The 21,825-nt window shown below is 66.5% G+C and carries 14 protein-coding genes; 5 read left to right on the top strand and 9 right to left on the bottom strand.

The window, feature by feature from the left end; translation table 11 throughout:
* Positions 1-91: 91 nt before the first annotated feature.
* The gene (locus ACYQ01_RS17330) at positions 92-1,699 is read left to right on the top strand and encodes a gamma-glutamyltransferase family protein (protein ID WP_459935073.1); all 1,608 of its coding nucleotides are present in this window, start codon (positions 92-94) and stop codon (positions 1,697-1,699) included.
* Positions 1,700-1,866: 167 nt separating this feature from the next.
* Here ACYQ01_RS17330 and ACYQ01_RS17325 read toward each other — a convergent pair whose 3' ends face one another.
* Positions 1,867-4,572 (bottom strand): molybdopterin-dependent oxidoreductase, encoded by a 2,706-nt coding sequence (locus ACYQ01_RS17325; protein WP_459935072.1) that lies wholly within the window; start codon positions 4,570-4,572, stop codon positions 1,867-1,869.
* 514 nt (positions 4,573-5,086) lie between these two features.
* On the opposite strand from ACYQ01_RS17325, the gene ACYQ01_RS17320 reads away from it, so the two are divergent.
* Positions 5,087-5,611, top strand: a complete 525-nt coding sequence (locus ACYQ01_RS17320; RefSeq protein WP_459935071.1) for a putative molybdenum carrier protein — start codon at positions 5,087-5,089, stop codon at positions 5,609-5,611.
* A gap of 86 nt (positions 5,612-5,697) precedes the next feature.
* Here ACYQ01_RS17320 and ACYQ01_RS17315 read toward each other — a convergent pair whose 3' ends face one another.
* The 5 genes from ACYQ01_RS17315 to ACYQ01_RS17295 all read right to left on the bottom strand — a co-directional run bounded on the left by ACYQ01_RS17315 (position 5,698) and on the right by ACYQ01_RS17295 (position 11,523).
* Complete coding sequence (locus ACYQ01_RS17315; protein ID WP_459935070.1) at positions 5,698-6,480, bottom strand: N-formylglutamate amidohydrolase; 783 nt, start codon at positions 6,478-6,480, stop codon at positions 5,698-5,700.
* A gap of 42 nt (positions 6,481-6,522) precedes the next feature.
* Positions 6,523-7,764 carry a carboxylate-amine ligase gene (locus ACYQ01_RS17310; RefSeq protein WP_459935069.1) on the bottom strand — a complete coding sequence of 414 codons (1,242 nt, stop codon included), beginning with the start codon at positions 7,762-7,764 and terminating at the stop codon, positions 6,523-6,525.
* On the bottom strand, positions 7,761-9,230 hold the full coding sequence (locus ACYQ01_RS17305; RefSeq protein ID WP_459935068.1) for a RimK family ATP-grasp domain-containing protein: 1,470 nt from the start codon (positions 9,228-9,230) through the stop codon (positions 7,761-7,763). The genes ACYQ01_RS17310 and ACYQ01_RS17305 overlap by 4 nt, the downstream gene beginning before the upstream one ends.
* Positions 9,231-9,234: 4 nt before the next feature.
* Positions 9,235-9,957 carry a cysteine peptidase family C39 domain-containing protein gene (locus ACYQ01_RS17300; protein WP_459935067.1) on the bottom strand — a complete coding sequence of 241 codons (723 nt, stop codon included), beginning with the start codon at positions 9,955-9,957 and terminating at the stop codon, positions 9,235-9,237.
* A 153-nt stretch (positions 9,958-10,110) separates the two neighbouring features.
* Positions 10,111-11,523 (bottom strand): MFS transporter, encoded by a 1,413-nt coding sequence (locus ACYQ01_RS17295; RefSeq protein ID WP_459935066.1) that lies wholly within the window; start codon positions 11,521-11,523, stop codon positions 10,111-10,113.
* A gap of 279 nt (positions 11,524-11,802) precedes the next feature.
* On the opposite strand from ACYQ01_RS17295, the gene ACYQ01_RS17290 reads away from it, so the two are divergent.
* Complete coding sequence (locus ACYQ01_RS17290) at positions 11,803-12,444, top strand: lactate utilization protein (protein WP_459935065.1); 642 nt, start codon at positions 11,803-11,805, stop codon at positions 12,442-12,444.
* Between the two features lie 252 nt (positions 12,445-12,696).
* Here the strand turns inward: ACYQ01_RS17290 and dsdA are convergent, their stop codons facing one another.
* From dsdA to ACYQ01_RS17275, 3 genes are all read right to left on the bottom strand, one after another.
* The gene (gene dsdA, locus ACYQ01_RS17285; RefSeq protein ID WP_459935064.1) at positions 12,697-14,097 is read right to left on the bottom strand and encodes a D-serine ammonia-lyase; all 1,401 of its coding nucleotides are present in this window, start codon (positions 14,095-14,097) and stop codon (positions 12,697-12,699) included.
* A 170-nt stretch (positions 14,098-14,267) separates the two neighbouring features.
* On the bottom strand, positions 14,268-16,436 hold the full coding sequence (locus ACYQ01_RS17280) for a hybrid sensor histidine kinase/response regulator (RefSeq protein ID WP_459935063.1): 2,169 nt from the start codon (positions 16,434-16,436) through the stop codon (positions 14,268-14,270).
* A gap of 126 nt (positions 16,437-16,562) precedes the next feature.
* Positions 16,563-18,032 (bottom strand): glycosyltransferase family protein, encoded by a 1,470-nt coding sequence (locus ACYQ01_RS17275; RefSeq protein WP_459935062.1) that lies wholly within the window; start codon positions 18,030-18,032, stop codon positions 16,563-16,565.
* A gap of 284 nt (positions 18,033-18,316) precedes the next feature.
* On the opposite strand from ACYQ01_RS17275, the gene ACYQ01_RS17270 reads away from it, so the two are divergent.
* Positions 18,317-21,259 carry a glycosyltransferase family 39 protein gene (locus ACYQ01_RS17270; RefSeq protein WP_459935061.1) on the top strand — a complete coding sequence of 981 codons (2,943 nt, stop codon included), beginning with the start codon at positions 18,317-18,319 and terminating at the stop codon, positions 21,257-21,259.
* The gene (locus tag ACYQ01_RS17265; protein ID WP_459935060.1) at positions 21,256-21,642 is read left to right on the top strand and encodes an SEL1-like repeat protein; all 387 of its coding nucleotides are present in this window, start codon (positions 21,256-21,258) and stop codon (positions 21,640-21,642) included. The genes ACYQ01_RS17270 and ACYQ01_RS17265 overlap by 4 nt, the downstream gene beginning before the upstream one ends.
* The last annotated feature ends 183 nt before the right edge of the window (positions 21,643-21,825 follow it).

Genomic DNA, 21,825 nt, shown 5'->3' with positions numbered 1-21,825 from the left:
TCGTCGTGGCGCGGTGTTCGGGATGCGGTTGCGAAAATTCGCGAAATGTCGCTAAGTGGGGGCGCGATATACCGATCCAAGGCAGGAAGCAATGCGAAACACCCCTCGGGCCTTGCGCGCCATGGCCGTGTCCCCCCACCATCTGGCCTCCCAGGCCGCCCTGAACGTCCTCGCCGAGGGCGGTGATGCCGTGGAGGCCATGGTGGCCGCCTCGGCCGTGTTGTGCGTGGTCTATCCTCACATGACCGGACTCGGCGGGGATGGCTTCTGGCTCATTCACAGGCCGGAACGTCCGGTGTTGGCCATAGACGCCTGCGGGGCGGCCGCCGCACTGGCCACGCCGGATTCTTACCGCAAGGAGGGCTTTTCGGCCATACCCTGGCGCGGCCCCCTGGCGGCGCTTACCGTGGCCGGCGCGGTTTCGGGCTGGGAGTTGGCCTTGGCCGACGCGTCCCTGTGCGCCCGCCGGGACGGCCGGCGCTCCTTGCCGTTGACCAGGCTTTTGGAGGAGGCCGTACACTACGCCCGCAACGGCTCGGCCGTCACCGCCCACCAGGCGGCCTTGACCCGGTCCGCGCTGTCGGAGTTGAGCGACCTGCCCGGTTTCGCCCAAACTTTTTTGCCCCGGGGGCGTCCCCTGCCCGAGGCGACGCTGCAAAAGCGGCCCGACCTGGCCATCACCTTCGAGCGCCTGGCCGAGGCCGGGTTGGACGACTTCTATCGGGGGGATCTGGCCCGGGATCTGGCGGCGGATCTGGTCGCCCTGGGTTCCCCCCTGCGCGCGGCCGACCTGGCCGCCCACCGGGCGCGCGCCGTGGAGCCACTGTGTCTGTCCCTGCCCGGTGTGGAGGTTTTCAACCTGCCCGCGCCCACCCAGGGGGTGGCCTCGCTGCTCATCCTGGGCGTGTATGAACGACAAAAAGCCGCTCAAGCCGAAGGGTTCGACCATGTGCATACCCTCATGGAGGCGACCAAGGCGGCCTTCGCGATACGGGACCGGGTGATAGGCGACCCGGATCAGATGACTGAAAGTCCTCGGGATTTATTGCGCCCCGACGCCCTGGACGCCTTGGCCCGGAGCATCGATTGGTCCAGGGCGGCCCCCTGGCCCGGCCAGGGGCCGGAAAGGGGCGACACCGTGTGGCTGGGCGCGGCCGACAGCCGGGGCACGGTGGTGAGCTGCATCCAAAGCGTGTTTTTCGAGTTCGGTTCGGGAATCGTTTTGCCCCGGACCGGGCTGACCTGGCAAAATCGGGGCGTGGCTTTCGATCTGCACGGCCGGGGCCCGCGCCTGTTGGCCCCGGGGCGCAAGCCGTACCACACCCTGAATCCTGCCTTGGCCCGCTTTGCGGACGGACGGGTCATGGCCTACGGAACCATGGGGGGCGAGGGCCAGCCCCAGACCCAGGCCGCCGTGTTCACGCGGTACGCCCGCCACGGACAGGGGCTTCAGGCCGCGATCACGGCGCCGCGCTGGGTGCAGGGACGCACCTGGGGAAGCGCGGATGCCCGGCTCAAGATGGAAAATCGCTTCGATCCCCAGGTGGTGGAGGCTCTACGCCGAGCCGGGCACGACGTGGAGCTTGTCGGCGATTTCGATTCGGTCATGGGACATGCCGGGGCCGTGGTGCGCCGGGCGGATGGACTGCTGGAAGGCGCTGCCGACCCGCGTTCGGACGGGCAGGTGTGTTGCCGCTAGTGTTGCGTCCACGAAATACGTGTCTATGTATTTCGTGTCTCATAGATTGAAAGTATTCTATTTGACCTTGAAAACCCATGCATGTTTTCAAAGACGCGACACGCGGGGGTGCGAGTGCAAGGCGTCGCCCGTGGGAGACGCCCTGTACTTGTCCGTTCCAGGGAGTGTTACTTCCGGGACGTGTTCGTTTCGATCGTCAGGCCCAGCCAACGGTCAGCCACCCGGCGGCAGAAGGCGTCGCTTGCCGCCGCCAACAGGGGGAGATCGGCCCGGAGTTGGCTGAAGAAGGCGTCGTCGAACCCGTCTGCCGCTTTGGAGCGCCCGTCCGGGAGGGTGGAGCGAAAACGCTTTGCCCACGTGGACGCCAGGGTGGCGTCGGCCTCCAGATGCAGGGGAAAGCCGTAGCCGGCCCGGCCCGCCCGAAATCCCAGCACTGCGCCGTCATGGTCCACGAGCAGGGGGGTGATGCGGTCCGACGGGTCCAGCCCGGCCGGCTCGACAGCCATGAGCGCGGGAATTTCCAGGCCGCTCAAGACCGGATCGTGGGCCATGGCCTCAGACGGGGCGGTCCGGGTGAACCCGAAGACCGGCCCGCGCCGGGGGCGCGTGGTCGCGCCGTGGGCCTCGGCCAGGGCGAGCGCGCCCGGGCCCATGGCGGCCACGGGTTTTCCCTGACGGTCGAAGGCCAGGATCAAGTCCGCGAGGGCGGAAAAGGCGGGATGCGTTCGATCGAAGGTCCCGCACGGCCCGCCGAAAACGGCCAGGGCGGCGTATCCTTCGGGTGAGGCCGGCAGGGCCGCTCCCGCGTCCGGGCGGACCACGGTCATCTCGGCCCCCAGCCGTTCGAGCGCCTTTTGAAAAGTTCCTCCCGACGCGTCGCCGTCCAGAAGCGCCATGAGCACGCGCGCGCCCTCCAGGCCGGTTTCGCGGCAGGCGCGCACGGCCACGGCGGTTTCGTAATAGGGGGTGCCGTCGCCCACCGCGCTGGCCATGTCCCGGGTCAGGCGGTTGAGGCCGTGCCCGGCCTTGAACCAGCCTCCGCGCTCGGCCACCAGGATGTCCGGGCGCTGGCCCGCCAGGGTGCGCAGCTTGGCCCTGGCCGATCCCACGGGGCTTTCCAGCCTGACGGTTTGGCCGTCGGTCAGTCCGGCTCGGGCCGCCTCCGCCACGCCCAGGCGCACCTCGGGCAGGGGGGAGTGTTCGGCCATGGTCCGTTCCGAGCAGATGTGGTCGTGGGGGGCGATGGTCAGGAGTTTGTAGGGATACCGGGGGTCGGTCGTGGGCAGGTCGGCCGGGTTCAGCTCGGTGAGCAGACGAAACTTTCCCGATGGGGTTGGAAAAATGCGGTCCGCGTAGGGCGCCATGGGGGCGTTCAGCCTGAAGGCGCGGGAGCGCAAGTCGGCCATGTCGAGTCCTTGGGCCCGGGCCGGGGCCAGCAGGTCGAAGAGCCAGGCATCCTCGTCGCGTCGGAAGAACCGGGCAAAGGGAAACCGCTCGGACAATTCGGAAAACATCTGGAATTCCGACTTGCATTCGCCCACGGGGGCTATGGCCCGGTTCACCGGCCCCAGGTAGTTGTGACCGTAGCTGGCCATGGCGTCGCGCTCTTCGAGAAAGGTGGTGGCCGGTAGAAAAACGTGGGCCAGCTCGGCCGTGTCGTCTAAAAAGTGGCCGGAGTAGACCACGAATTCGGTCCGGCGAAAGGCCTGGACCACCTTGGCCGAATTGGGGGCCATGCAGGCCGGATTGGCGGCCGTGACAAAGATCATGCGGATGGCCGGATCTTTGGCGTCCAGGATTTCTTGCCCTATGGTCGGCATCAGGAGGGTGCGCCGGCCGGGATTGCGTTCGTCGCCCCAGAAACGCTGATCGTAGGGGCCGTATTCCTCGAACCCCTGGCTCACGCCGCCGCCCGGGACGCCGATGTTGCCGCTTATGGCGCCCAGGGCGTCGATGGCCCGAATCCCCAGATGGGCGGACGCGTGGCGATGCAATCCCCAGCCCAGAAGCTGCGCCGTGGGTTTTTGGGTCATGAGGGTGTCGGCCAGCAGGCGGGCCTGGTCCGGTCCGACCCCGGCCAGGGAGCAGAGCCGGTCCAGGGAAAACGACGCAAGCAGGCGCAGATACCTTTGCGCTCCTTCGGTGTGGTGTTCCAGAAAGTCGCGGTCGTGGGCTCCGGCTTCGACGATGAGCTTGGCCGCGGCCAGGGCCAGGCAGGCGTCGCGCCCGGGGCGGGGGGCGATGTGGTGGGTGGCCAGGACGGCCGTGCGGCTGGGGGCGGGGTCCACCAGGATCACGCGCCCGCCGCGTTTTTTGATGCGCGAGAGGATGGGCACCAGGCTGACATTGGTGGAAACCGGGTTTCGGGCCCACAAAATGACGGAAGCGCTGTTTTCGTGGTCCAGCGGATCGTGGGATATCCGTTCGCCCAGGTCCAGGTTCTGGGACGCCTGGCCGGTCCCTCCGCAAAGCGACCCGCGCAGGGTGGTCACCGCGCCGAAAAGGTTGAAGAAGTAGCGGTTGAGCAGCTTGAGCGCCGTGCGCTCGCCGTAGCCCTGGTAATACAGGACGGCCTCGGGACCGGATTCGGCCTTGATGGTTCGCATGCGGGCGGCGATCAGGTCCAGGGCCTCGTCCCAGGAGGCGCGTTCAAAGCGCCCGTTGCGGCGGATGAGCGGATGGATCACCCGCTCCGGGTGGTAAACGCGTTCGACGTATTTGCGCGCCTTGCGGCAGGCCGCCCCCTTGGTGAACGGGTGGTTCGGGTCGCCGGTCAGGTCGGTCAGCAGTCCGTCCGTAACGGTGGCCACCAGGCCGCAGGTGTTGGGGCAGTCGCGGGTGCAGGTGGTGACAAGGCGGGTGGTCTGGGTCATGGGGCAAGGCCTTTCGTCTGGCAAGGGTTCGGGATGTTCCGGCTCGCGGCGCATGGGGTCGGCGGGACTTTGCGCGCCGGACTGATTTCCAAATTTGTAAAATTGGCGGGCTTTGTCAAACGTCCTTTCCGTGCCGATGCGGTGGAAAAAGGAAGCGTAAAGACGCATTTTTTATAGAGGATGTAGCTAGCGTTTTTGTGGATCATGCGGGAAATGGTGTGTTGTGGTGTTCGGCACTTGTGGTTTGTTGTCGATTTGCCATCTCGGATATTGAATCATACTATATTTCATGTTGTTTTTTCGAAAGAAATGTGGAATAGACGTATGCATGAGCACACCGTCTGTTCTCGATCGGGAAAAGCAGGGGCCAAAGCGAAATTCTTCGCACCCCGCCGCACCCGTTCCCGGTGGATCTTCCCTCCCACGCGCTCCCGTGCCGGAAGAGGGGCCGGCTTCCGTCCGCAAAGCCGGTGGCGTGGCCCTCGGGGAGGGGAAAGCCGTCTCACGTTCGACAGTGTTCCCCCTGCCCCTGGTTCAATCCACGGACATTCCTGCCCACTGGCCGGCTCCCCGGCCGCCGCACCGGTTGCTGGTGATTTCGGGCGGACAAACCGGGGTGGACCGGGCCGCCCTGGATGCGGCGCTCGCCCTGGACATGCCCGTGGCCGGGTGGTGTCCGCGCGGTCGCCTGGCCGAAGACGGCGCGGTGCCGGGCCGCTACGCCCTCACCGAGACCGATTCCTCCGGCTACACGCAGCGCACCGGGCAAAACGTTCGCGATGCCTGCGCCACCCTTATCCTGACCAGGGGAGCGCTCGGCGGCGGCACCAGACGCACCGCGCTGTGCGCCAGGCGGATGGGACGGCCGTTGTTCGTGGCCCGCTTGGGCCAGACCGGCCCCGCGGCCGTGCTCCGCTGGATTCGCCTGGCGGGTGTGCTCCGGCTCAACGTGGCCGGTTCGCGCGAGAGCCTGCAACCGGGCATCTACGCCCAGGCCAGACGCTTTCTCGAAGGGGTGTTCGCCCTGCTGGACACTTGAAACGGCGCGCGAGAGAGGGGGGGGACGCGGGCGTCGCGCCCTTCCGGGCGCCCGGATCGCGGTTTCGGGACCGGCCGGGCGCGCCTTCAGCCGTGCAGGACGGCGCGCAGGGCCAGGGTCACGTGGCGCACCAGACCGGTCCAGCCGGCCGAGTCGGCCAGATACTTTTGATTGAGTTCGAGTTCCACGCCCAGATAGGCGCTTTCAGGGTGCGCGCGTCGCAGCCAGGTGGTCAACCCGTCGCTTGCGCCCCGGTAGGGGGAATTGCGCAGCACGGCAAGGCCAGGCGCGCGCGCCAGCAGGGCCAGCCGCCAGGCGGCGCAGAGTTCGCGTTCGGCCAGCCTGGCCGGGTCGTAGAGCAGGCCCACGTCCGCTCGACGCACCTGGTCGCCAAGCACCGGGGTGAAGGTGTGGGCCCCCACGTGCAGGGTGGTGAGTCCCCGTTCCCGGTTGGCGGCCACGGCCTCGGCCACGCTGCGGCGGTGGGGGGAGTGGTGGATGTCCAGAATGCGACGCTTTTCGGATACGGGCAGGGATTTGGTGAAGGTGGAAAAGAGCCCCTGGCGTCCTGGCGAGCGGTTGCAGTCCGCCACCAGGCGGGTGACGAAGGTGGCCAGGATCGGCGCGGAGAACTCCCGGCCCAGGGCGCGGGCGAGCTCCATGGCTCCGGCGTCGTAGCCCCGGTGGCTGGCGAGCAGATCGTCCTGGCCGGCGAAGAGTGGGGAAAGCTCTTCCGGCACGCGGTTGCCGGCGTGTTCGCAGGTGATCAGCACGGCCAGGGGGCGGCCGTTCCAGACGAACGGACCGGCCCCCGGGTCGCGCACAGGGGCTTGCCCTGTCGGGTTGTCGTTTTCGCCGGTGTCAGCCATGCGTTCACTCCGCCGTGCCGGACAGGTTGCCGCGATCGGGCGTCAGGATTCCAGCCCCGTGAAGGGACGGTCGGTCTCCAGGCAGCGACACAGGGTTCGGCAGGCCTTCAGGAGGGTCTGGCGGTCCGGGGCCGGGCCCAGGGAGCGCATGAGACGCCTGGCCAGGCATCCCTGGCCGAGAATCGCATCCAGGGCCCTGGCCGCGCCATCCGGGGGGGGAGGCAGAAGTTGGGCCAGGTTGCGCCACACGTCGCCGGCGGTGCAGGGCAGGGGACCGCGGTAGCCTAGCGCCAGGGCCAAGTCGCGGTCCGTTACCGGGGCCTGGTCGGCGTCCTTCACGCAGCGTTCGAGCTGCTCGGCCAGCGGAGCCACGGCCCAGGCCTGTTGCGAGGCCACGTCCGTGAAGCGTTCGGAACAAAGGGCCTTGAGGGTCTCGATGGTCAGATGCGCCACGGCCATGTCCGCGCTCGGGCATTCCTGGGCGTCGAGCACCCGGATTTCGATGGCGTCGCGCTCGAACCGGGCGATGGCTCCCCGCGCGTTCAGCCACTCGTGGGCCAGAACGCCCTCCGGGTCCAGGGGGCGGATGGCCTCGTACAGGGGGGCCAGGATCATGCGTTCGTAGTCGGCGCGGCTGAAGGCCGGCTCGGGCGCCACACGTCCGGTCACCTGGGGCACGCGCCGCGAGTTGTTGCGGTAGACCTCCATGCGGCTGTCCAGAAAGCCGGTGGGCCGTCCGTCCAGAATGGGGGTGGAGGCGGCCAGGGCCGGAAGAAACGGCAGCACCAGGCGAATGGCCGCGTGCAGTCGACCGAACTCCTCGTCGTCGGCAAAGGGCAGGTTCAGGTGGACGCTTTGCAGGTTGGACCAGCCGTGTCCCTGGCAGTGGAAAATGCGGTTGAAGGCCTCGTAGACCGGGCTGTATTCGTGGGGCCAGAGCCGGGTCTCGCGGGCCGGGTCCATAAAGGGATGGGCCCCGCCCGGCATGAGCCGTCCGCCCAGGGGGGCAAGAATCGCGTTGGCCCGGGCCGCGTCCGCCGCGAACGCCTGGGCCAGTCCGTCAAGCCCCGGAGCCGGCCCGTTGGTCTTGAGTTCGAGCACGTGCAGGCACAGCTCGTTGGACCAGGAAAGCGCGCCCATCTCCACCTCGGAGACGATCTCCCCGGCGGCGGCCTGCAGCACCCGGTCGGCGGCGGGCAAAACGGCCATGGTGTCGGCGGAGACGATCATGTACTCGATCTCCACACCCACGGCTTCGAACAGTCCAAGGGGGCGCGGGGTCATTTTGGCGCTCCGCAGCCCAGCTTGTGGGCTTCCATGCGCTTCACGAACACCTCCATCACCCGGGAGTAGAGTTCGCCCTTTAGCACGCAATCCTCCATGCCCGCGTCGATGTTGGGGTTGTCGTTGACTTCGATGACATGCACCTTGCGTCCCACCACCTTGAGGTCCACCCCGTAGAGGCCGTCGCCGATCAGGTCGGCGGCCTTGAGCGCGGTCTTGACCACGTTTTTGGGGGCCCTTTCCAAGGGCACGGCCTCCACCCGCCCGTTGGCGTTGCGGCCGCTTTTCTGGTTGTTGATGATCTGCCAGTGCTTGCGGGCCATAAAGTACTTGCAGGCGAACAAGGGCTTGCGGTCCAGCACCCCGATCCGCCAGTCGTAGGCCGTGGGCAGAAATTCCTGGGCGATGATCATTTCCGACCGTTTGAGCAGGCGTTTGGCCTCGGTTTCGTAGTGGGCCTGGTCCGCCACCTTGACCACGCCCTGCGAGAACGAACTGTCGGGCTGCTTGAGCACGAAGGGAAACGAAAAGGCCTTGGGCGCTTCCTCCAGGTTGGCGTGATGCAGCACCAGGGTCTTGGGGGTGCGTATGCCGTGACGGGTCAGGTTTTCGGCCAGGTAGACCTTGTTCGAGCAGCGCAAGATCGACTCGGGATCGTCTATGACCACCAGCCCTTCGGCCACGGCCCGGCTGGACAGGCGGTAGGTGTGGTGGTTCACGTCCGTGGTCTCGCGGATGAACAACCCGTCGAATTCCGACAGGCGGCGCGAATCCTCGCGGGTGATGAGTTCGGCCGCCACGTCCAGGTCTTCGGCCGCCCGGATGAAGCGCTTGAGACTCTTGGGGCAGGAGGGCGGCAGGGCCTCGTCCGGGTTGTGCAGGATGGCCAGGTGGTAGTGGGGCGGAGTGCGCCGCTGGGGCGAAAATCGGTGTCCCTCGGCGTATTCGGCCAACGCGTCGCGGGCGAAGGCCATTTCGTTGGGCGGAATGTCCGCCAGTCCCAGCGGGGAAACGTTTTGCAGGTGCCAGCCGTCGCTTTTGGTGAACGAGGCCCGGAGAAAGGGCGAGTAGAAGAGCTTGAACACGCTGGCGGCCAAGCGTTCGCGTCCCGGTTCCGGGGTATGGCCGAGATAGATGTTGAAGGAAAGCTTGTCGTCTTTTTCCGGCTCCAGGCAGCGGTCCAGGCTGGCCTTGCACTCGTCCGAGGCCAGGCGGATGATGCTCTGGGACTTCATGTCCTGCATGGTGGTGATGCAGGGCAGGGGCTTGTGCCCGCGCGCCTCGGCCAGAAGCGACACGTAGTAGCCGATGCTTTGGTACCGATGGGAGCGGCACAGGTTGAGCACCCGCGCGTTTCGCAGGTGGGCCAGGCGGGGGTCGGCAAGATAGGCCCTGGCCGAGAGGATGGTCACTCGTGGCAGGGGGTCCAGGTCTTCGGGATTGTCGGTAACGACATAGACAGGCACAGGTTCACTCCGTTGCGGATGGTTTGCTTATGATGAGAAGGCTGGCGTCAAAGGTGACGATGCCAAGCATTATGGAACAGTTGAGGCGGCTCAAGTCCACGCTGTAGAACGCGCCTCCGCCCATGGGATTGGGCAGCAGGGGGTCGGCCACCAGGGCCTTGCGTTCTTCCTGGTCGTAGCCGCAGATGACCACGAAATGGCCCGAAGGCTCGCCCCGTATGGGGTCGTAGTCCTGGTTCGGTCCCCATTCGCGGGCCGTGCGGTAGAGGTAGGTGGCGCACAGGCCGCAAAGCACGGGAATGGAACGCTTGAGAAAACCCCGTATGAGGTTGAGCGTCAGGTCCTGAAAGCGCACCTGGCCGCCCAAGCGCAGGAATTCGATGGTGCTTTTGGCCGCCAAGCGCAGCTTGCCGGACGACTTGACCCGGTTCTGCCGGGCCAGGTTTTCGGTCAGGCCGGGCAGGGCCACGCCTTTGGGCGAGAACCAGGTGGGATCGAACACGTGCAGGTTGTACGTGTACAGGGTGGCCTGATAGCCCCGCTTCAGGGCGTGGACGCCAAGCAGCACTTCGAGGGTTCCCCCTCCGTCGAGCTTGGGCACCTCGTCGATCACGCGGTTCAGGTCTATGTGGTCGTCGTAATAGTTGTAGATGGCCTGCAGACAGGTGGGGCCGCAGGTGGTGTCGTCGGGTTGGGGCTGAATGGCGAAGGGAAGGCGAGTAACCATGACTGGGTGTCCGTGGCCGGGAAAAACTCGGTGAAGTCAATGTAAGCCTGGTTCGGGTCGAGGGCAAGACGGCGGGGGGAGGAAAAGTCGACCGGCTGCGGCTTTTTTTCGCCTTGTCGTCTCCTGCGTATCGTTTACGCGTTTCCGTCGACTTCAGGAAGGGGATTTCGGCATGCCGGGAGCGTGGTACTGGCGGCCCCTCACCAGGGAGGCCAGCATGCCGCAGCCGCAGAAGGCGGCGAAGACCACCAGGCAAAGCCGCATGCTGAAGAGAAATCCCGGCACGGACTCGGGCGTAACGGCTTGTCCGCCCATGAACAGGGAGAAGACCAGGGTGGCCACGGTCATGCTGGTGGCCATGCCCAGGGTGCGCATGGCTCCCACCATGCCCGAGGCCACGCCGTACTGTCCCGGCTCCACACTGCCCATGATGAGCACGGTGTTGGGCGTGATGAAGATGCCGACGCCAAGGCCTATGAGCCCCAGCAGTGCGGCGATCAGCCACAGGGAGGTGCCCGGGCCGACGTACAGCGCGGCCAGCAGCAGCCCGCAGCCGCTCAGGGTCAGTCCGATGTTGGCCAGAAGGGTGGGGCGCAGGCGGTCGGCCAGGATTCCGGCGAAGGGCGAGACCAGCACCTGGCCCAGCGGCTGCAAAAGCAGTGTGAGTCCGGCCTGGTGCGGCGGCAGACCCAGGACGAATTGCAGGTACAGGCTCATGAAGAAGGTCACGCCGAAGGTGGAGGCGTAATTGCCCATGGCCGCCAGGCAACTCAGGCTGAAAAGCCGGTTGGCCAGAAAGGTCGCGACGTCGAGCAGGGGGTCTTTCAGCCGGGTTTCCAGCACGCCGAAGCCGATCAGCAGGGCGAGTCCCACCGCGATCATGGTTGCGCCCACGCGGACGTCGCTCAGGTGCGAGGCCCCGAGCATGATGCAGGCCAGGGATGCGGCGTATACGGCCGCGCCCAGCCAGTCCATGCCGCCGGGCTGGTCCGAGCGCCATTCGCCGCGCATGCGGGTCAGGCAGAGCAGGCATCCCAGGGCGCCCAGGGGGGCGGCCATGAGAAAGACCCAGCGCCAGCCGAAATGGGTGGTGATGAGTCCGCCCAGCACCGGCCCCAGGGTGAGGCCCGAGTAGGTGAACACGCCCACGATGCCGAAGGCGCGCCCGCGCATCTCGAAGGGAAACACCGAAGCCACCAACGCCATGCTGCCCGAAAGCAGCAGGGAGGCCCCGATGCCTTGCAACAGGCGCAGCACGATGACCGCCTCGATGCTTTTGGCGAAGCCCAGGGAACAGGTCACGACCGTGAACCAAACCGACCCGGTCAGAAAGACCTTGCGTCGTCCCACCAGGTCGCCCAACCGTCCGAAGGCGAGCATGGTCATGGCCAGGGACAGGGTATAGAGTTGCTCCACCAGTCCCAGGTGCAGGGCGGTGCCGTGCAATTCGCGTCCCATGACCGGCAAGGCCACGCCCACGGCGGTCAGCATGAGGGGAACCATGAACTGGGCCGAGCACACGGTGAAGAGCACGGCCAGACGGGAGACTTTCTTGGCTTTTGCCATGGGGACGCTCACAGGGAAGAAATGAAGCCTTGGCGGGCAGGCGGCACACTAGACCTTTGTTCGCAAAAGCAAAAGCCCTCCCCGAGCCGGGCGGTTGGGGGAATTCGCTTGACGCCTGCTTTGCGCGTGGGCGACCAGGGGACCGCACGGCGCGTTCGCGCTTTTGGCGAAAAAACCACGCCGCAAAGTGGGGGGGTCGATCCTCCTTGCGGACGGCGAAACCGCCCGACCGGGCGTTCCGGCGCGCCGGGCGAGAAACGATCCTCACGGGAGCCTGTCATGAACGAGTTGGAAACCTGGCGCGGGGACGTGATCGGACACCGCGCCGCGAAAGCCCTGAACGGCAACGGATTCACCGCGGTTTACTGTTCCGGCCGGGCCGAAGCCCTGGCCTATGTCCTGGACCGGATTGCTCCCGGGGCCACGGTGGGCGTGGGCGGTTCCAGAACCCTGGCCGACCTGGGCCTGTCTTCCGCCCTGGCGGCGCGCGGGAACACGGTGCTCGACCACAACGCCCCCGGGCTCACCCTGGAGGAAAAGGACGTTCTCCGGCGCGGGCAACTCACGTGCGACGTGTTTTTGACCGGAGCCAACGCCGTCACCCTGACCGGGGAACTGGTCAACCGCGACGGGATCGGCAACCGGGTGGCGGCCATGATCTTCGGTCCGGGAAAGGTGCTCGTGGTGGCTGGGGTCAACAAGATCGTGCGGGATGTCCACGAGGCCGACCGGCGCATCAGGACCCATGCCGCGCCCATGAACAACAAACGGCTCGCCACGAAAAATCCCTGCGTGGCCCTGGGAGAATGCGTGGACTGCAAGACCGAGAGTCGCATCTGCAACGTGACCACCATCCTGCACCGCCGGCCCATGCTGACGGATATGCATGTGGTGCTGGTCGGCGAGGTGCTTGGGTTCTGACCGTTCGCGCGTGCCGGGCCATGCCGGCGGTTTCGCCACGGGCTAGCAGCCCGCCCAAAAAGTCGATTCTTGCAGCCTGTTCAAAAAACGTGCTGGCAAGACGCGAGAAAAAGTCAAGCCTGAGGCGGAGTTGGCATCCGTTGAGGGTTTGCGTTTTTCGCAGCAACGCAGCCAGCAAGGATTTTTCATTAAGAGGCTGCTGGGCCGGGCGGGCTTTTGCCGCCACAGTCCGGCGACGGCGCGGCCGGGTCGCTAACGCAAAACGTCGCGGCGGGGCGCTGTTTCGGGCGTTTCAGCGGAGGCTTCGCGGACGCGGCGTTTTCTGTTGGCCCGTTTGGCCCCGCGCGCGTCATACTCGGCCCATTCTTCGACGGGGACAAGGCTCCCACCCGTGGCCCAGACCACGTGCGTGGCCTGTTCCAGGCGACGCGGATGTCCCAGGACCCCTTCCAGCGCACGCCGCACGCCGGGAAAGCCGGCCAGGGCCGAGGGTTCCAGGCGTATCCCCTCGGTTTCGGCCAGCAGGTGGAGCAGGGCGAAAAGCTCGTCGTCAACCACGGTGAACGTGCCGTCCACCATGCGGCGTACGGCCCGGCAGACCAGACCGGACGGCCGGGAAACGGCCAGTCCGTCCGCGGCGGTGCGCCCGCTTAGCCCCAGGTCGGCGGCGCACACCGCGTCGTTAAGCCCGGTGGCCAGGCCCAAGGTCACGGCCGGCGCATGGACCGGCTCGGCGAAAAAGCAGGACACGGCCTCCCCGAAGGCCAGCTTGAGCCCGAAACACACTCCGCCGGGGCCGCCGCCCACGCCGCAGGGCAAATGAACCGCCAGGGGAGTGTTCCGGTCCACGACCACGCCCATGGCGTCGAGTTGGGCCTTCAGGCGCGCGCCGGCCGTGGCGTAACCCAGAAAGAGCTGGCGCGAATTCTCGTCGTCCACGAAATGACAGCGCGGATCGGCCTCGGCCTCGGCCCGGCCGGAGGCCACGGCCTGGGCGTAGTTGGCGGCGTGTTCCACCACGCGCGCTCCATGGGCGCGCAGCAGATCCTTTTTCCACTGCCTGGCGTCGGCCGACATGTGGACCGTGACCCGAAATCCCAGGGCCCGTCCCATGAGCCCCACGGACAGCCCCAGGTTGCCCGTGGACCCGACGGCCAGGGAGTGCTCTTGAAAAATCTCCCCGGCTTCGGGGCCGGCCAGGGACGCGAGACTTTCGCCGGTCCGGATCAGGCCGCGTTCTCGGGCCAGCCGTTCGGCCAGGACCAGCACTTCGTAAAAACCGCCTCGCGCCTTGATGGACCCGGCCACGGGAAGATGGCTGTCCAGCTTGAGGAGCAGCCGTTCCGGCACGGGGCGGCCCCAAATTCGGGACAGCCGTTTGCGCATGGACGGTATGGCCGCCAGGGGCGACTCGATCAGGCCTGCGGTCCGGGCGGTTTCGGGAAACACCCGGGCCAGCACGGGCGCGAACCGTTCGAGCCGGGCGGCGGCTTGCGCAACGTCGTCGCGGGTGAACGGGTTGTCTTTCAGGGCGTCTTCGACGTTGGCGCGCAGGGGATTGGGCCAACAGACGGGCTCGGCTCGCGCCATGGCGGAAAGCAGGGGGTCGTGCGTCCAATATTCGGGAGATGTTTTCGGGTGGGGAGCGCTCATGGTGTCAACTCGTCACGGTTTTTCAGAGGGCCGCCGCCGCACGGCCCGGTGTCCCGGATCGGTTTCGCCCGTGGGGCGTTCGTCCGGGGCAGTGCGTCCGCGTAAGTGTGCGCGGAGCTGTTCGCGCGGTCAAGCGCGGGGAGGCCAGGCCGGTATCGAAGCGCCTTGGGCTATTGGCCGCCAGGGCCAGGGGAAGCGTCGGCTTGGCGCGGCAACGGCGAGGACAGGAACAAGCCGGTCAGGGCTTTCACCAGGACATGGAATTCGAAGGGCTTGGAAAGATAGGCGTCGCATCCGGCTTCCAGAACAGCCTCCTGGTCGCCCTTCATGGCCATGGCGGTCAGGGCCACGATGGGGATGTGCCGCTTGTCTTCCCCCGACTCTCCCGAACGGATGCGGCGGATGGCCTCCAGGCCGTCCATGACCGGCATCTGCACGTCCATGAGCACGGCGTCCACGTCCTCGCGGGCCAGACGATCCACGGCTTCGCGGCCGTTTCCGGCGCACAGGATCGTGTGGCCGCGCTTTTCCAGCATGCGCCGGACAGCGATCTGGTTGACCGGGTCGTCTTCCGCCAGGAGCAGGCGGATTCTGTACAGGCAGGCCACGGCGTCGGGATGCTGCTCGACCGGGGGACTGACCTCCACCGGCCGCAAGGGGATGTCGAAAAGGATGGTGGTCCCCTGGCCGGGAGCGCTTTGCAGCGTCACGTCACCCCCCATGAGGCGCACCAGACGCTTGACGATGCTCAGTCCCAGTCCGATCCCGTGCTGCTTGCGCGAGTGCGAGTTGTCGGCCTGCGTGAAGGGATCGAAGATCATGGAGAGCTTGCTTTCGGGAATGCCCACGCCCGTGTCCTTCACCTGAAAGCGAATCCGCCGCCCGGACTCCTCCGGGGAGATGGACAGATCGATCCGACCCGTCTCGGTGAACTTGAGCGCGTTGCCCAGCAGGTTGAAGAGCACCTGGCGCAGACGGGCCGCGTCGCCGAGCACCATGGGCGGCAAGGCGTCGCTCACGCCGCAGAACATCTGCAGTCCCTTGCGCTTGGCCTGGGGCTGGAAGATGGCGCACACCGACTGTTGCAGCTCCCTGGGGGAAAAGGGAGCGTCGATGATTTCCATCTTGCCGGCCTCGATCTTGGAAAGATCGAGAATGTCGTTGAGAATGACCAGCAGGCTGTTGCCCGCCTGGGCGGCCATGGTGACGTATTCGCGCTGGGGCGCGTACAGCAGTTCTGTTTCGAGCAGTTGCAGCATGCCCAGAACCCCATTGAGCGGAGTTCGTATCTCGTGGCTCATGTTGGCCAGGAACGCGCTTTTGGCCTTGGTGGCCAGTTCGGCCTGGTCCTTTGCGGCTTCGAGCTGGGCCGTGCGCGTGGCCACCAGCTTTTCCAGGTCGGACTGGTACTGTCTGGCCCGCTTCTGGTCGCGCGCCACCAGCACGAGGAGCCAGGCGGTGAGGGCCGCTATGCCGGCCACGGCGGTGAGGGTGCCGGCTCCGACTGCGCCGGCCATTCTGCGCCAGTTCTTGAACACCGTCGCGTGCGGCTGGGAAAGACAAACCGTGAGCGCGAATCCAGGGATGGGACTCTGGGCGCTGACCTGATCGGGGGTCTTCATGCAGCCGAAAAAGGTCTTTCCCAGTTGAGATTCGTCGAAGGGATAGTTGACCAAAATGGTGCCGTCGTCCCGGGTCAGGGTGATGCGCGATTCGGGAGACAGGTCGAGGGCGTGGTACACTTGACGGAAATAATTCATGTCCACGGCGGCCATGACCACTCCGGCAAAGGCGCCGTCCGGGGCGTTTAGCCGCCTGGAAAGGCTTATCATCCAGTTGTGGTTGACCCGGTTGCGCAGCGGGGCGGAAAGATAGAGGAAGTCGTTTTCGTCCGCGGTGTGGACCTGAAAATATGTGCGGTCCCTGACCGTGATCTTGGGCGTGGGATATTCCCGGGAGTGGGCGATCATCGCGCCGTCGGCGTCGAAGATCAACAGGGCCTGCCCCTGGGGAAGGTCCTGGAAAAGCTGATGGAGTCGACGATGCAAAACCCGGGCTGAAGGTTGGGTTCCCCCGGGGCCGAAGGGGTAGTTCTGGCGGGTTTGACGGATGATCGAATCGGTTTCCGAGATGGCCAGGGCCGTCTGTTCGGCCAGGGCCAGGGAGAGCCGCTGCAACTGGGCCTGGGTTTCGGTGAGCTTTTCTTCATACAGGACCCGTAGGGCCACGATGCAACCCGCCACCAGGATCAGGGACAGGAGCGATCCCGACACGAGGATGAAGACTCTCGTGCGCAGGGGCTGACCATATGTGGTGAGCGTGGCGGGGGCTTTTTCCATTCCAGCATCCTATCTCGGATTGGAAAAAAAGCAATCGTCCCTGTCGCCGCATGGGCCGGTTCCGCGCTGGATGACGAAAGCGCGGCATGGGTCTCGCAAGGGGGGCGGGGCGGGGCGGCGTTTCGCTCAGACTCCGGCGCGGTCCAGCAGGGTGCGCACGCGGTGGCGGTAGGTGTGTCTGGAGACGAGCAGTTCCCGCCAGGCCCGGATCAGGTCCTGACGGACGAAAGCCATGTCGCGGACCAGGCCGGCGATGTCGGACGGCGCGCGGTAGGTGACGGGGCGGGTCAGTTCGGCCGGAAAGAGGTCCAGGCCGGGTGTGGAGTCGGTCAGCAGACAGCCGCCGGCGGCCCAGACGTCGAAATGGCGCTGGGTCAGGCCGTGGGGCAAAAGCGGACTCACCGTCCCCAGCACGTAGCGGGCCGAGGCGTAGAGTCCGGCCAGGGGGCCGTAGTAGTCCACCTCGGGGAGCAAGGTGAAGGGCGCGTCCACGAGGTCTTTCCAGTCCGGGTCGCCGTGTACGACCAGGGGGCCGGTCCGGGCCGCCTGGGCAAGCGTCAGGGCGCGCAGGGCCTGGCCCGACTGTTCGGCCCCGTATCCGGCCCGCCGGGCTTGGCGTCCCGGCCAGAACCGTTTCACGCCCAGGCGCTCGGCCCACCAGCCGAAATGGGGCCGCTCCCCGCGTTGCAGCATCGCGCGCGCCTGGTCGAGGAGGTCTTCGGGCAGGGTCAGGCCGGAAAAGAACATGTCCTTGCCGGGAAAGGCGCTGCGTCCCACGAACAGGATGGCCTCGGCCAGTTCGGGATGTTCGGGTTTGGCCGAAAAAAAGGTCGGACTGGCCGCCAGGGGCAGATGGTGGACGCTCGTGGCTCCGAGCGAACGCAGCGGCTCGACGAACCAGGGATCGGTGACGAAGAGGTGGGCCGCTTTCCAGAGGTCGGACCGAATGCCCGACAGGCAGTGAAAGGGATTGTCCACGAACCAGACCGCCACCGGGACTTCGGCCCGGGCGAGCAGGGCCAGGGCCAGTCCGTTGGAGTCCATTTCGGAAAGATTGATCGAGAAATACAGGCGCGGGCGTTCGCTGGACAAAATTCCGGCCAGCTCCCGCGGGTGGGTCCGGCGAACGGCGAATCCTTCCTCGCCCAGAGCCTGAATGACTTCCGGGACCACAAGGCGCGAAGACTCCGCCGGGACAAGGACCGAGGGCTTGGCCCGAACATCGGGGTCGGCCGGGTGGGGCAGCGTGAGCTCGGCCCAGACCGGCCCCCAGAAACTGGGAAAAAGCCGCACCGCCCATTTGTAGATCAGGATGTTGGCTTTCGAAGCGTCGTTCAGGCGTTCGAGCCGGTTCCATCGCTGGGGTATGGCCTCGCGCCAGGCCGGTCCTGCCTGGTCGAAAAAGGCCGGACATTCCAGGTAGTCGACTGTGGCGTCCGGGGGCAGGCTCGCGGCCAGGGACGCCGGGTTGGGGCCCAAACCCAGCACCAGCCACCGGGAGCCGGGGGCGGGTCTGGCCAGATCGTGGCCTTGGACCAGGGTCTTGGGAACACCGAGTTCGTCCTTCAGGCGAAGCGGGCGTGACGGTCTGGACATGGCATGCCTTTGCGCGAAGTCGCACCGGGCCGGGAGTGGGCGCGCCACCAAGTCCGAACCGGAACGCACCGCGTTTCTACGGCAAACTCGGCCCGGAGTCGACGCCGTGGTGTGCTTGCGGGCCCGGGGCATCTGGTTTAGACGACAGCGCAGGCTCCGAACACGTACGCTGTCGTCCGTCGAGTGGTCCCCCCTTTCCCCAGAAGGGCTTCAACGCACCATGCTTGACGCCTGCGCCGCGCATGACCCGGGCGTCAAGGACTCGCTTCGAGGAAACATCCCGCATGTCTTTTTTTTCATGGTTCCATCCGTCGCAAGGAGGAAAGCGCCCTCCGTTTCCCGTGCCGGGCTTGCCGTTGCCCGTGATCGAACGCCCGGTTTTCGTCGCCCTGATCCTTGTGAGCTTGGCGGCCCTGGCCCTTCGTCTCCACGCCCTGGGAGAGGCCCATCTCTGGTGGGACGAGTTCGTCACGCTGTCCCGGGCCGCGCTGCCCCCGGCGAGCCTTTGGAACAGCCTGGCCAACCAGGCCCCCAACGACGGCTGGCTGGACTCCAACCCTCCTCTTCTGCATTTTTTCACCCACGGGCTGCTCGCTTTCGGAGTGCACGATTCCTGGATAAAGGTCCCGAGCGCCGTGTTCGGGGCCGGGGCGGTGCTGGCCGTGGGACTTCTCGGCGCGACGCTCTTTGGTCGCACCGCCGGACTGGCCTCGGCCTTGGTCCTGACCCTCAACCTGTTTCACATCCACTATAGTCGCGAGCTCAGGCCGTATTCGCTCTTTCTGTTCTGCGCGCTCTGGTCGCTATGGCTCCTGCTCAAGGCAAGGGCTTCGGGGCGGCCCCGGCATTGGGCTCTGTACGCGCTGTGCGTGGCGGCCATGTTCTACTCCTCGTATCTGGCCGCGGCCACCCTGGCCGGGCAGGGACTGTTCGTGCTCGTGGACTGGCTGGCCTCGCGCCGCGCGGCTCCCGGGGCCGGACGGGCCTACCTGTTCGGATTTTGCGCGAGCTGTCTGGCCGCCCTGGCGCTGTACCTGCCCTGGCTGCCCGGCCATATGTACCATTTGCGCATGATCCAGGGCCTGTCCACAGGCATGGGCGCGCCGGGCCTCGACCCGGCTTCCCTGCTCAAGGAGTACGTGGCCCAAGGGCTTCAGGCCGATCTTCCCCTGGCGTTCGTGGCTCTGGCCCTGCTCGCCGGACTGGCCATGGCGGCGTACCGCAACTGGCGCGGCGCCCTGCTGTTCGTCTTGTGGGTGGGGATGAGCCTGGCCGTGACCGTTGTGGCCCGGTTCGTGGGCCAGATTCCGGCCCGCTACCTCGTGTGCGCCGTGGTGCTTGTGGCCGTGGCCGGGGGCGTTTTGGCGGACGCCCTGGCCGGGCTTTTGCCCCGCTTCGTCCCGGCGTCCGCGCGTGCGGGCGCGGCCCTGGCCCTGGCGCTGCTGGTCGGTCTGCCCGGTCTTCTGGTCTATCCTGCCTTCTGTCGACCGTCCTTCACCGAGATCGAAGCCCTTTGCTCCTGGCTGCGCGACAACCGCGACAACGTGGACGCCCTGATCTTTCACCGCAATCACCACCAGAAGGTGACCACGGCATGGCTGGTCCCCGACGACCTGTACCAACGTCTTGGAGACTCCCCGGCCGCTCCCTACCTGCGTTGCTATCTGGTGAGCGAGAAGGACGCGGCGGCCCGGACGCCGGAAATTGTCCGTTTCAACGACCTGACCGTGCATCGCCAGGGCCTATTGCGCCAGGCTCCCGTGGTGCTGGATCGCCCCTATCGCGAGGATTTTTCCTCTCTCCGGTTTTACGAGGATGCCGCGGATTGGCGCAACGCGGGACCGGACACGGACCGGCGCGACTTGGCCCCGTTCGATCCGTCGCGCAAGGGGTTCGCGGTCTACCGGTTTCAGAGCCCGGCGGAGGGATTTCCCCAAGGAATCGCCCTGTCCTGTCGGCTGCGCCTGGAACGCACGGCCCGGGTGGCCCCCCCGGACGCCTCGGTGCGCATCGTTCTGGGCGTCGCCGGCCAGCCACCCGTGCTGGACCGCGTGGTGACCCAGGCCGATTTTCCCCCGGCGGACTCCGGCGACCAGAATCTCGCCCTGCGTTTCCCCTTGCCCGAACCCGTTGTCCAAGGCCAGGAAGTGGAGCTGCGCTTTGAACTGGAGCCCGGAACCCGTCATGGCGCGTTGAGCCTGTGCGATTTTTCCCTGGAGTGGCCGGGGGGAGTCGTCCTGTCGGGCGGCCTGGAAAAGCGCTTCGCCAACCTGGCCGCCGCAGGGGCGCTGCGCACGTGGACTCCTGACGCCATGCGGCTGGCCGAGCGTTCGGTGTACGCCTTTTCCCTGGACGACGACCGCGCCGCCGGCTGTCTGGCGCTGGGACTGCAAAACGCCAACGCCCGGCGGGAATTCGAAAACGTCTGGCCCGGTCTCGCCCCCGTGGCCGTGTGGACCGACAGCCGGGGCGCGCCGGCCGTGGCCCTGTACGATCCGGCCCTGGATCATGCCTGGTTGCCTCCGGGAAAGCGCGTCCTGTACCTGGGCGACGCGGCGGCTGTCGTGAAGCTGGAAGGCTTGACCGCGTCCGCCAGGGTGCATTTGGGGCGGGAGGCGTCGACGCTGGACACGGATTTGCCCGCAAAGGCCCGGTTGCGAGCCCAGGCCGGGCAACCCGTTCGGGTGCGCCTGCAAATGACCGGCCCGGACCAGGCTCTGGACCAGGCCTACCTGGCCGAGAACCTGAACGCCGACTACGACGGCTTTTCGCCGTGTCTGCGGTGTCGGACCGGGGATGGCTGTTTCGCCACCTACGCCTTCACCCTTCCTTGGCCGGCCAAGCGGGTGGAGATCGTCTATCACCCCTTTCTTTCCAGTCTGAGTCCCAAACCCAACGAGTTGGCCTTTTCCTTGAGCACGGATGGCAACGCCTACCGGCGGATCGCCGTCTTTTCCGGTCCGCGTCTGCTCGACTGGGACGGCGGAGGGCGCATGATCGCGCGGACGACCCTGGATAAGCCCAGTCGATTGGTCTACGTGCGTCTGGAGATGACCAGCGAGGAGTCGATCCTGCGCGTCAGTCCCTTGGAGCCTTTCACTCTGGAATTCGAGCTGGAAGGTTCCTGGGAGTTGCCCGTCGCGCCCGGACGGGCCCCCTTTGTTCCCCTGGAGCAGGGACCACCCCGGGCGCGGATGTTTTTTTTCCCCGCGAGGACGCCCCGATGACCGGAAAATTTCGCGTGCTGCCAAGGCTTCTGGCCGTGTCGGCGTGCGCGCTCGCGTGCGCGCTCTGGCCCGGACCGCTCTGGGCGCAAGCGCTCTCGGCCCCCGAACAGGACTTCGCCCTGGGCTACCGGGCGTTCTCGCCTTCGCCGGACCGCAACTTCACCCTGGCCGCCAGGCACCTGCTGCGCGCCGCCAAAGCCGGCTCCCAAGGAGCCCAGGCCCTGACCGGCTATCTGTACCTGAACGGCCTGGGGGTGCCGAAAAATACCTTCTGGGCCACCTACTGGCTGGAGCAGGCCCTCAGCCACCTCGGGATAACCGAACAGGAACGCGCCATGGCGCAAGGCTGGCTGGACCAGGCGAAAGCGGCGAGAGGAAAGTAGGGTGATAAGTGATGAGTGATGAGTGAAGAAGGGAAGAGTGATGAGTGAAGAAGGGAAGAGTGATGAGTGAAGAAGGGAAGAGTTGGGGGAAGGGACCTTTTGTGAACAAAAGGTCCCTTCCCCCAAACCCCCATCCTCCAAAAAACTTTTATTGGGGTGAGGCATTGGCGCGCTGGCCTTTCG

This window comes from Fundidesulfovibrio butyratiphilus (assembly GCF_054657235.1).
Note: the sequence above shows the minus strand (reverse complement) of the source record. Positions and strands in the feature narration are given on the sequence as shown.

Coding starts and splice junctions, on each gene's coding strand:
- ACYQ01_RS17330 (WP_459935073.1), top strand. CDS start 92: ATGCGAAACACCCCTCGGGCCTTGCGCGCCATGGCCGTGTCCCCCCAC.
- ACYQ01_RS17325 (WP_459935072.1), bottom strand. CDS start 4,572: ATGACCCAGACCACCCGCCTTGTCACCACCTGCACCCGCGACTGCCCC.
- ACYQ01_RS17315 (WP_459935070.1), bottom strand. CDS start 6,480: ATGGCTGACACCGGCGAAAACGACAACCCGACAGGGCAAGCCCCTGTG.
- ACYQ01_RS17310 (WP_459935069.1), bottom strand. CDS start 7,764: ATGACCCCGCGCCCCCTTGGACTGTTCGAAGCCGTGGGTGTGGAGATC.
- ACYQ01_RS17300 (WP_459935067.1), bottom strand. CDS start 9,957: ATGGTTACTCGCCTTCCCTTCGCCATTCAGCCCCAACCCGACGACACC.
- ACYQ01_RS17295 (WP_459935066.1), bottom strand. CDS start 11,523: ATGGCAAAAGCCAAGAAAGTCTCCCGTCTGGCCGTGCTCTTCACCGTG.
- ACYQ01_RS17290 (WP_459935065.1), top strand. CDS start 11,803: ATGAACGAGTTGGAAACCTGGCGCGGGGACGTGATCGGACACCGCGCC.
- dsdA (WP_459935064.1), bottom strand. CDS start 14,097: ATGAGCGCTCCCCACCCGAAAACATCTCCCGAATATTGGACGCACGAC.
- ACYQ01_RS17280 (WP_459935063.1), bottom strand. CDS start 16,436: ATGGAAAAAGCCCCCGCCACGCTCACCACATATGGTCAGCCCCTGCGC.
- ACYQ01_RS17275 (WP_459935062.1), bottom strand. CDS start 18,032: ATGTCCAGACCGTCACGCCCGCTTCGCCTGAAGGACGAACTCGGTGTT.
- ACYQ01_RS17270 (WP_459935061.1), top strand. CDS start 18,317: ATGTCTTTTTTTTCATGGTTCCATCCGTCGCAAGGAGGAAAGCGCCCT.
- ACYQ01_RS17265 (WP_459935060.1), top strand. CDS start 21,256: ATGACCGGAAAATTTCGCGTGCTGCCAAGGCTTCTGGCCGTGTCGGCG.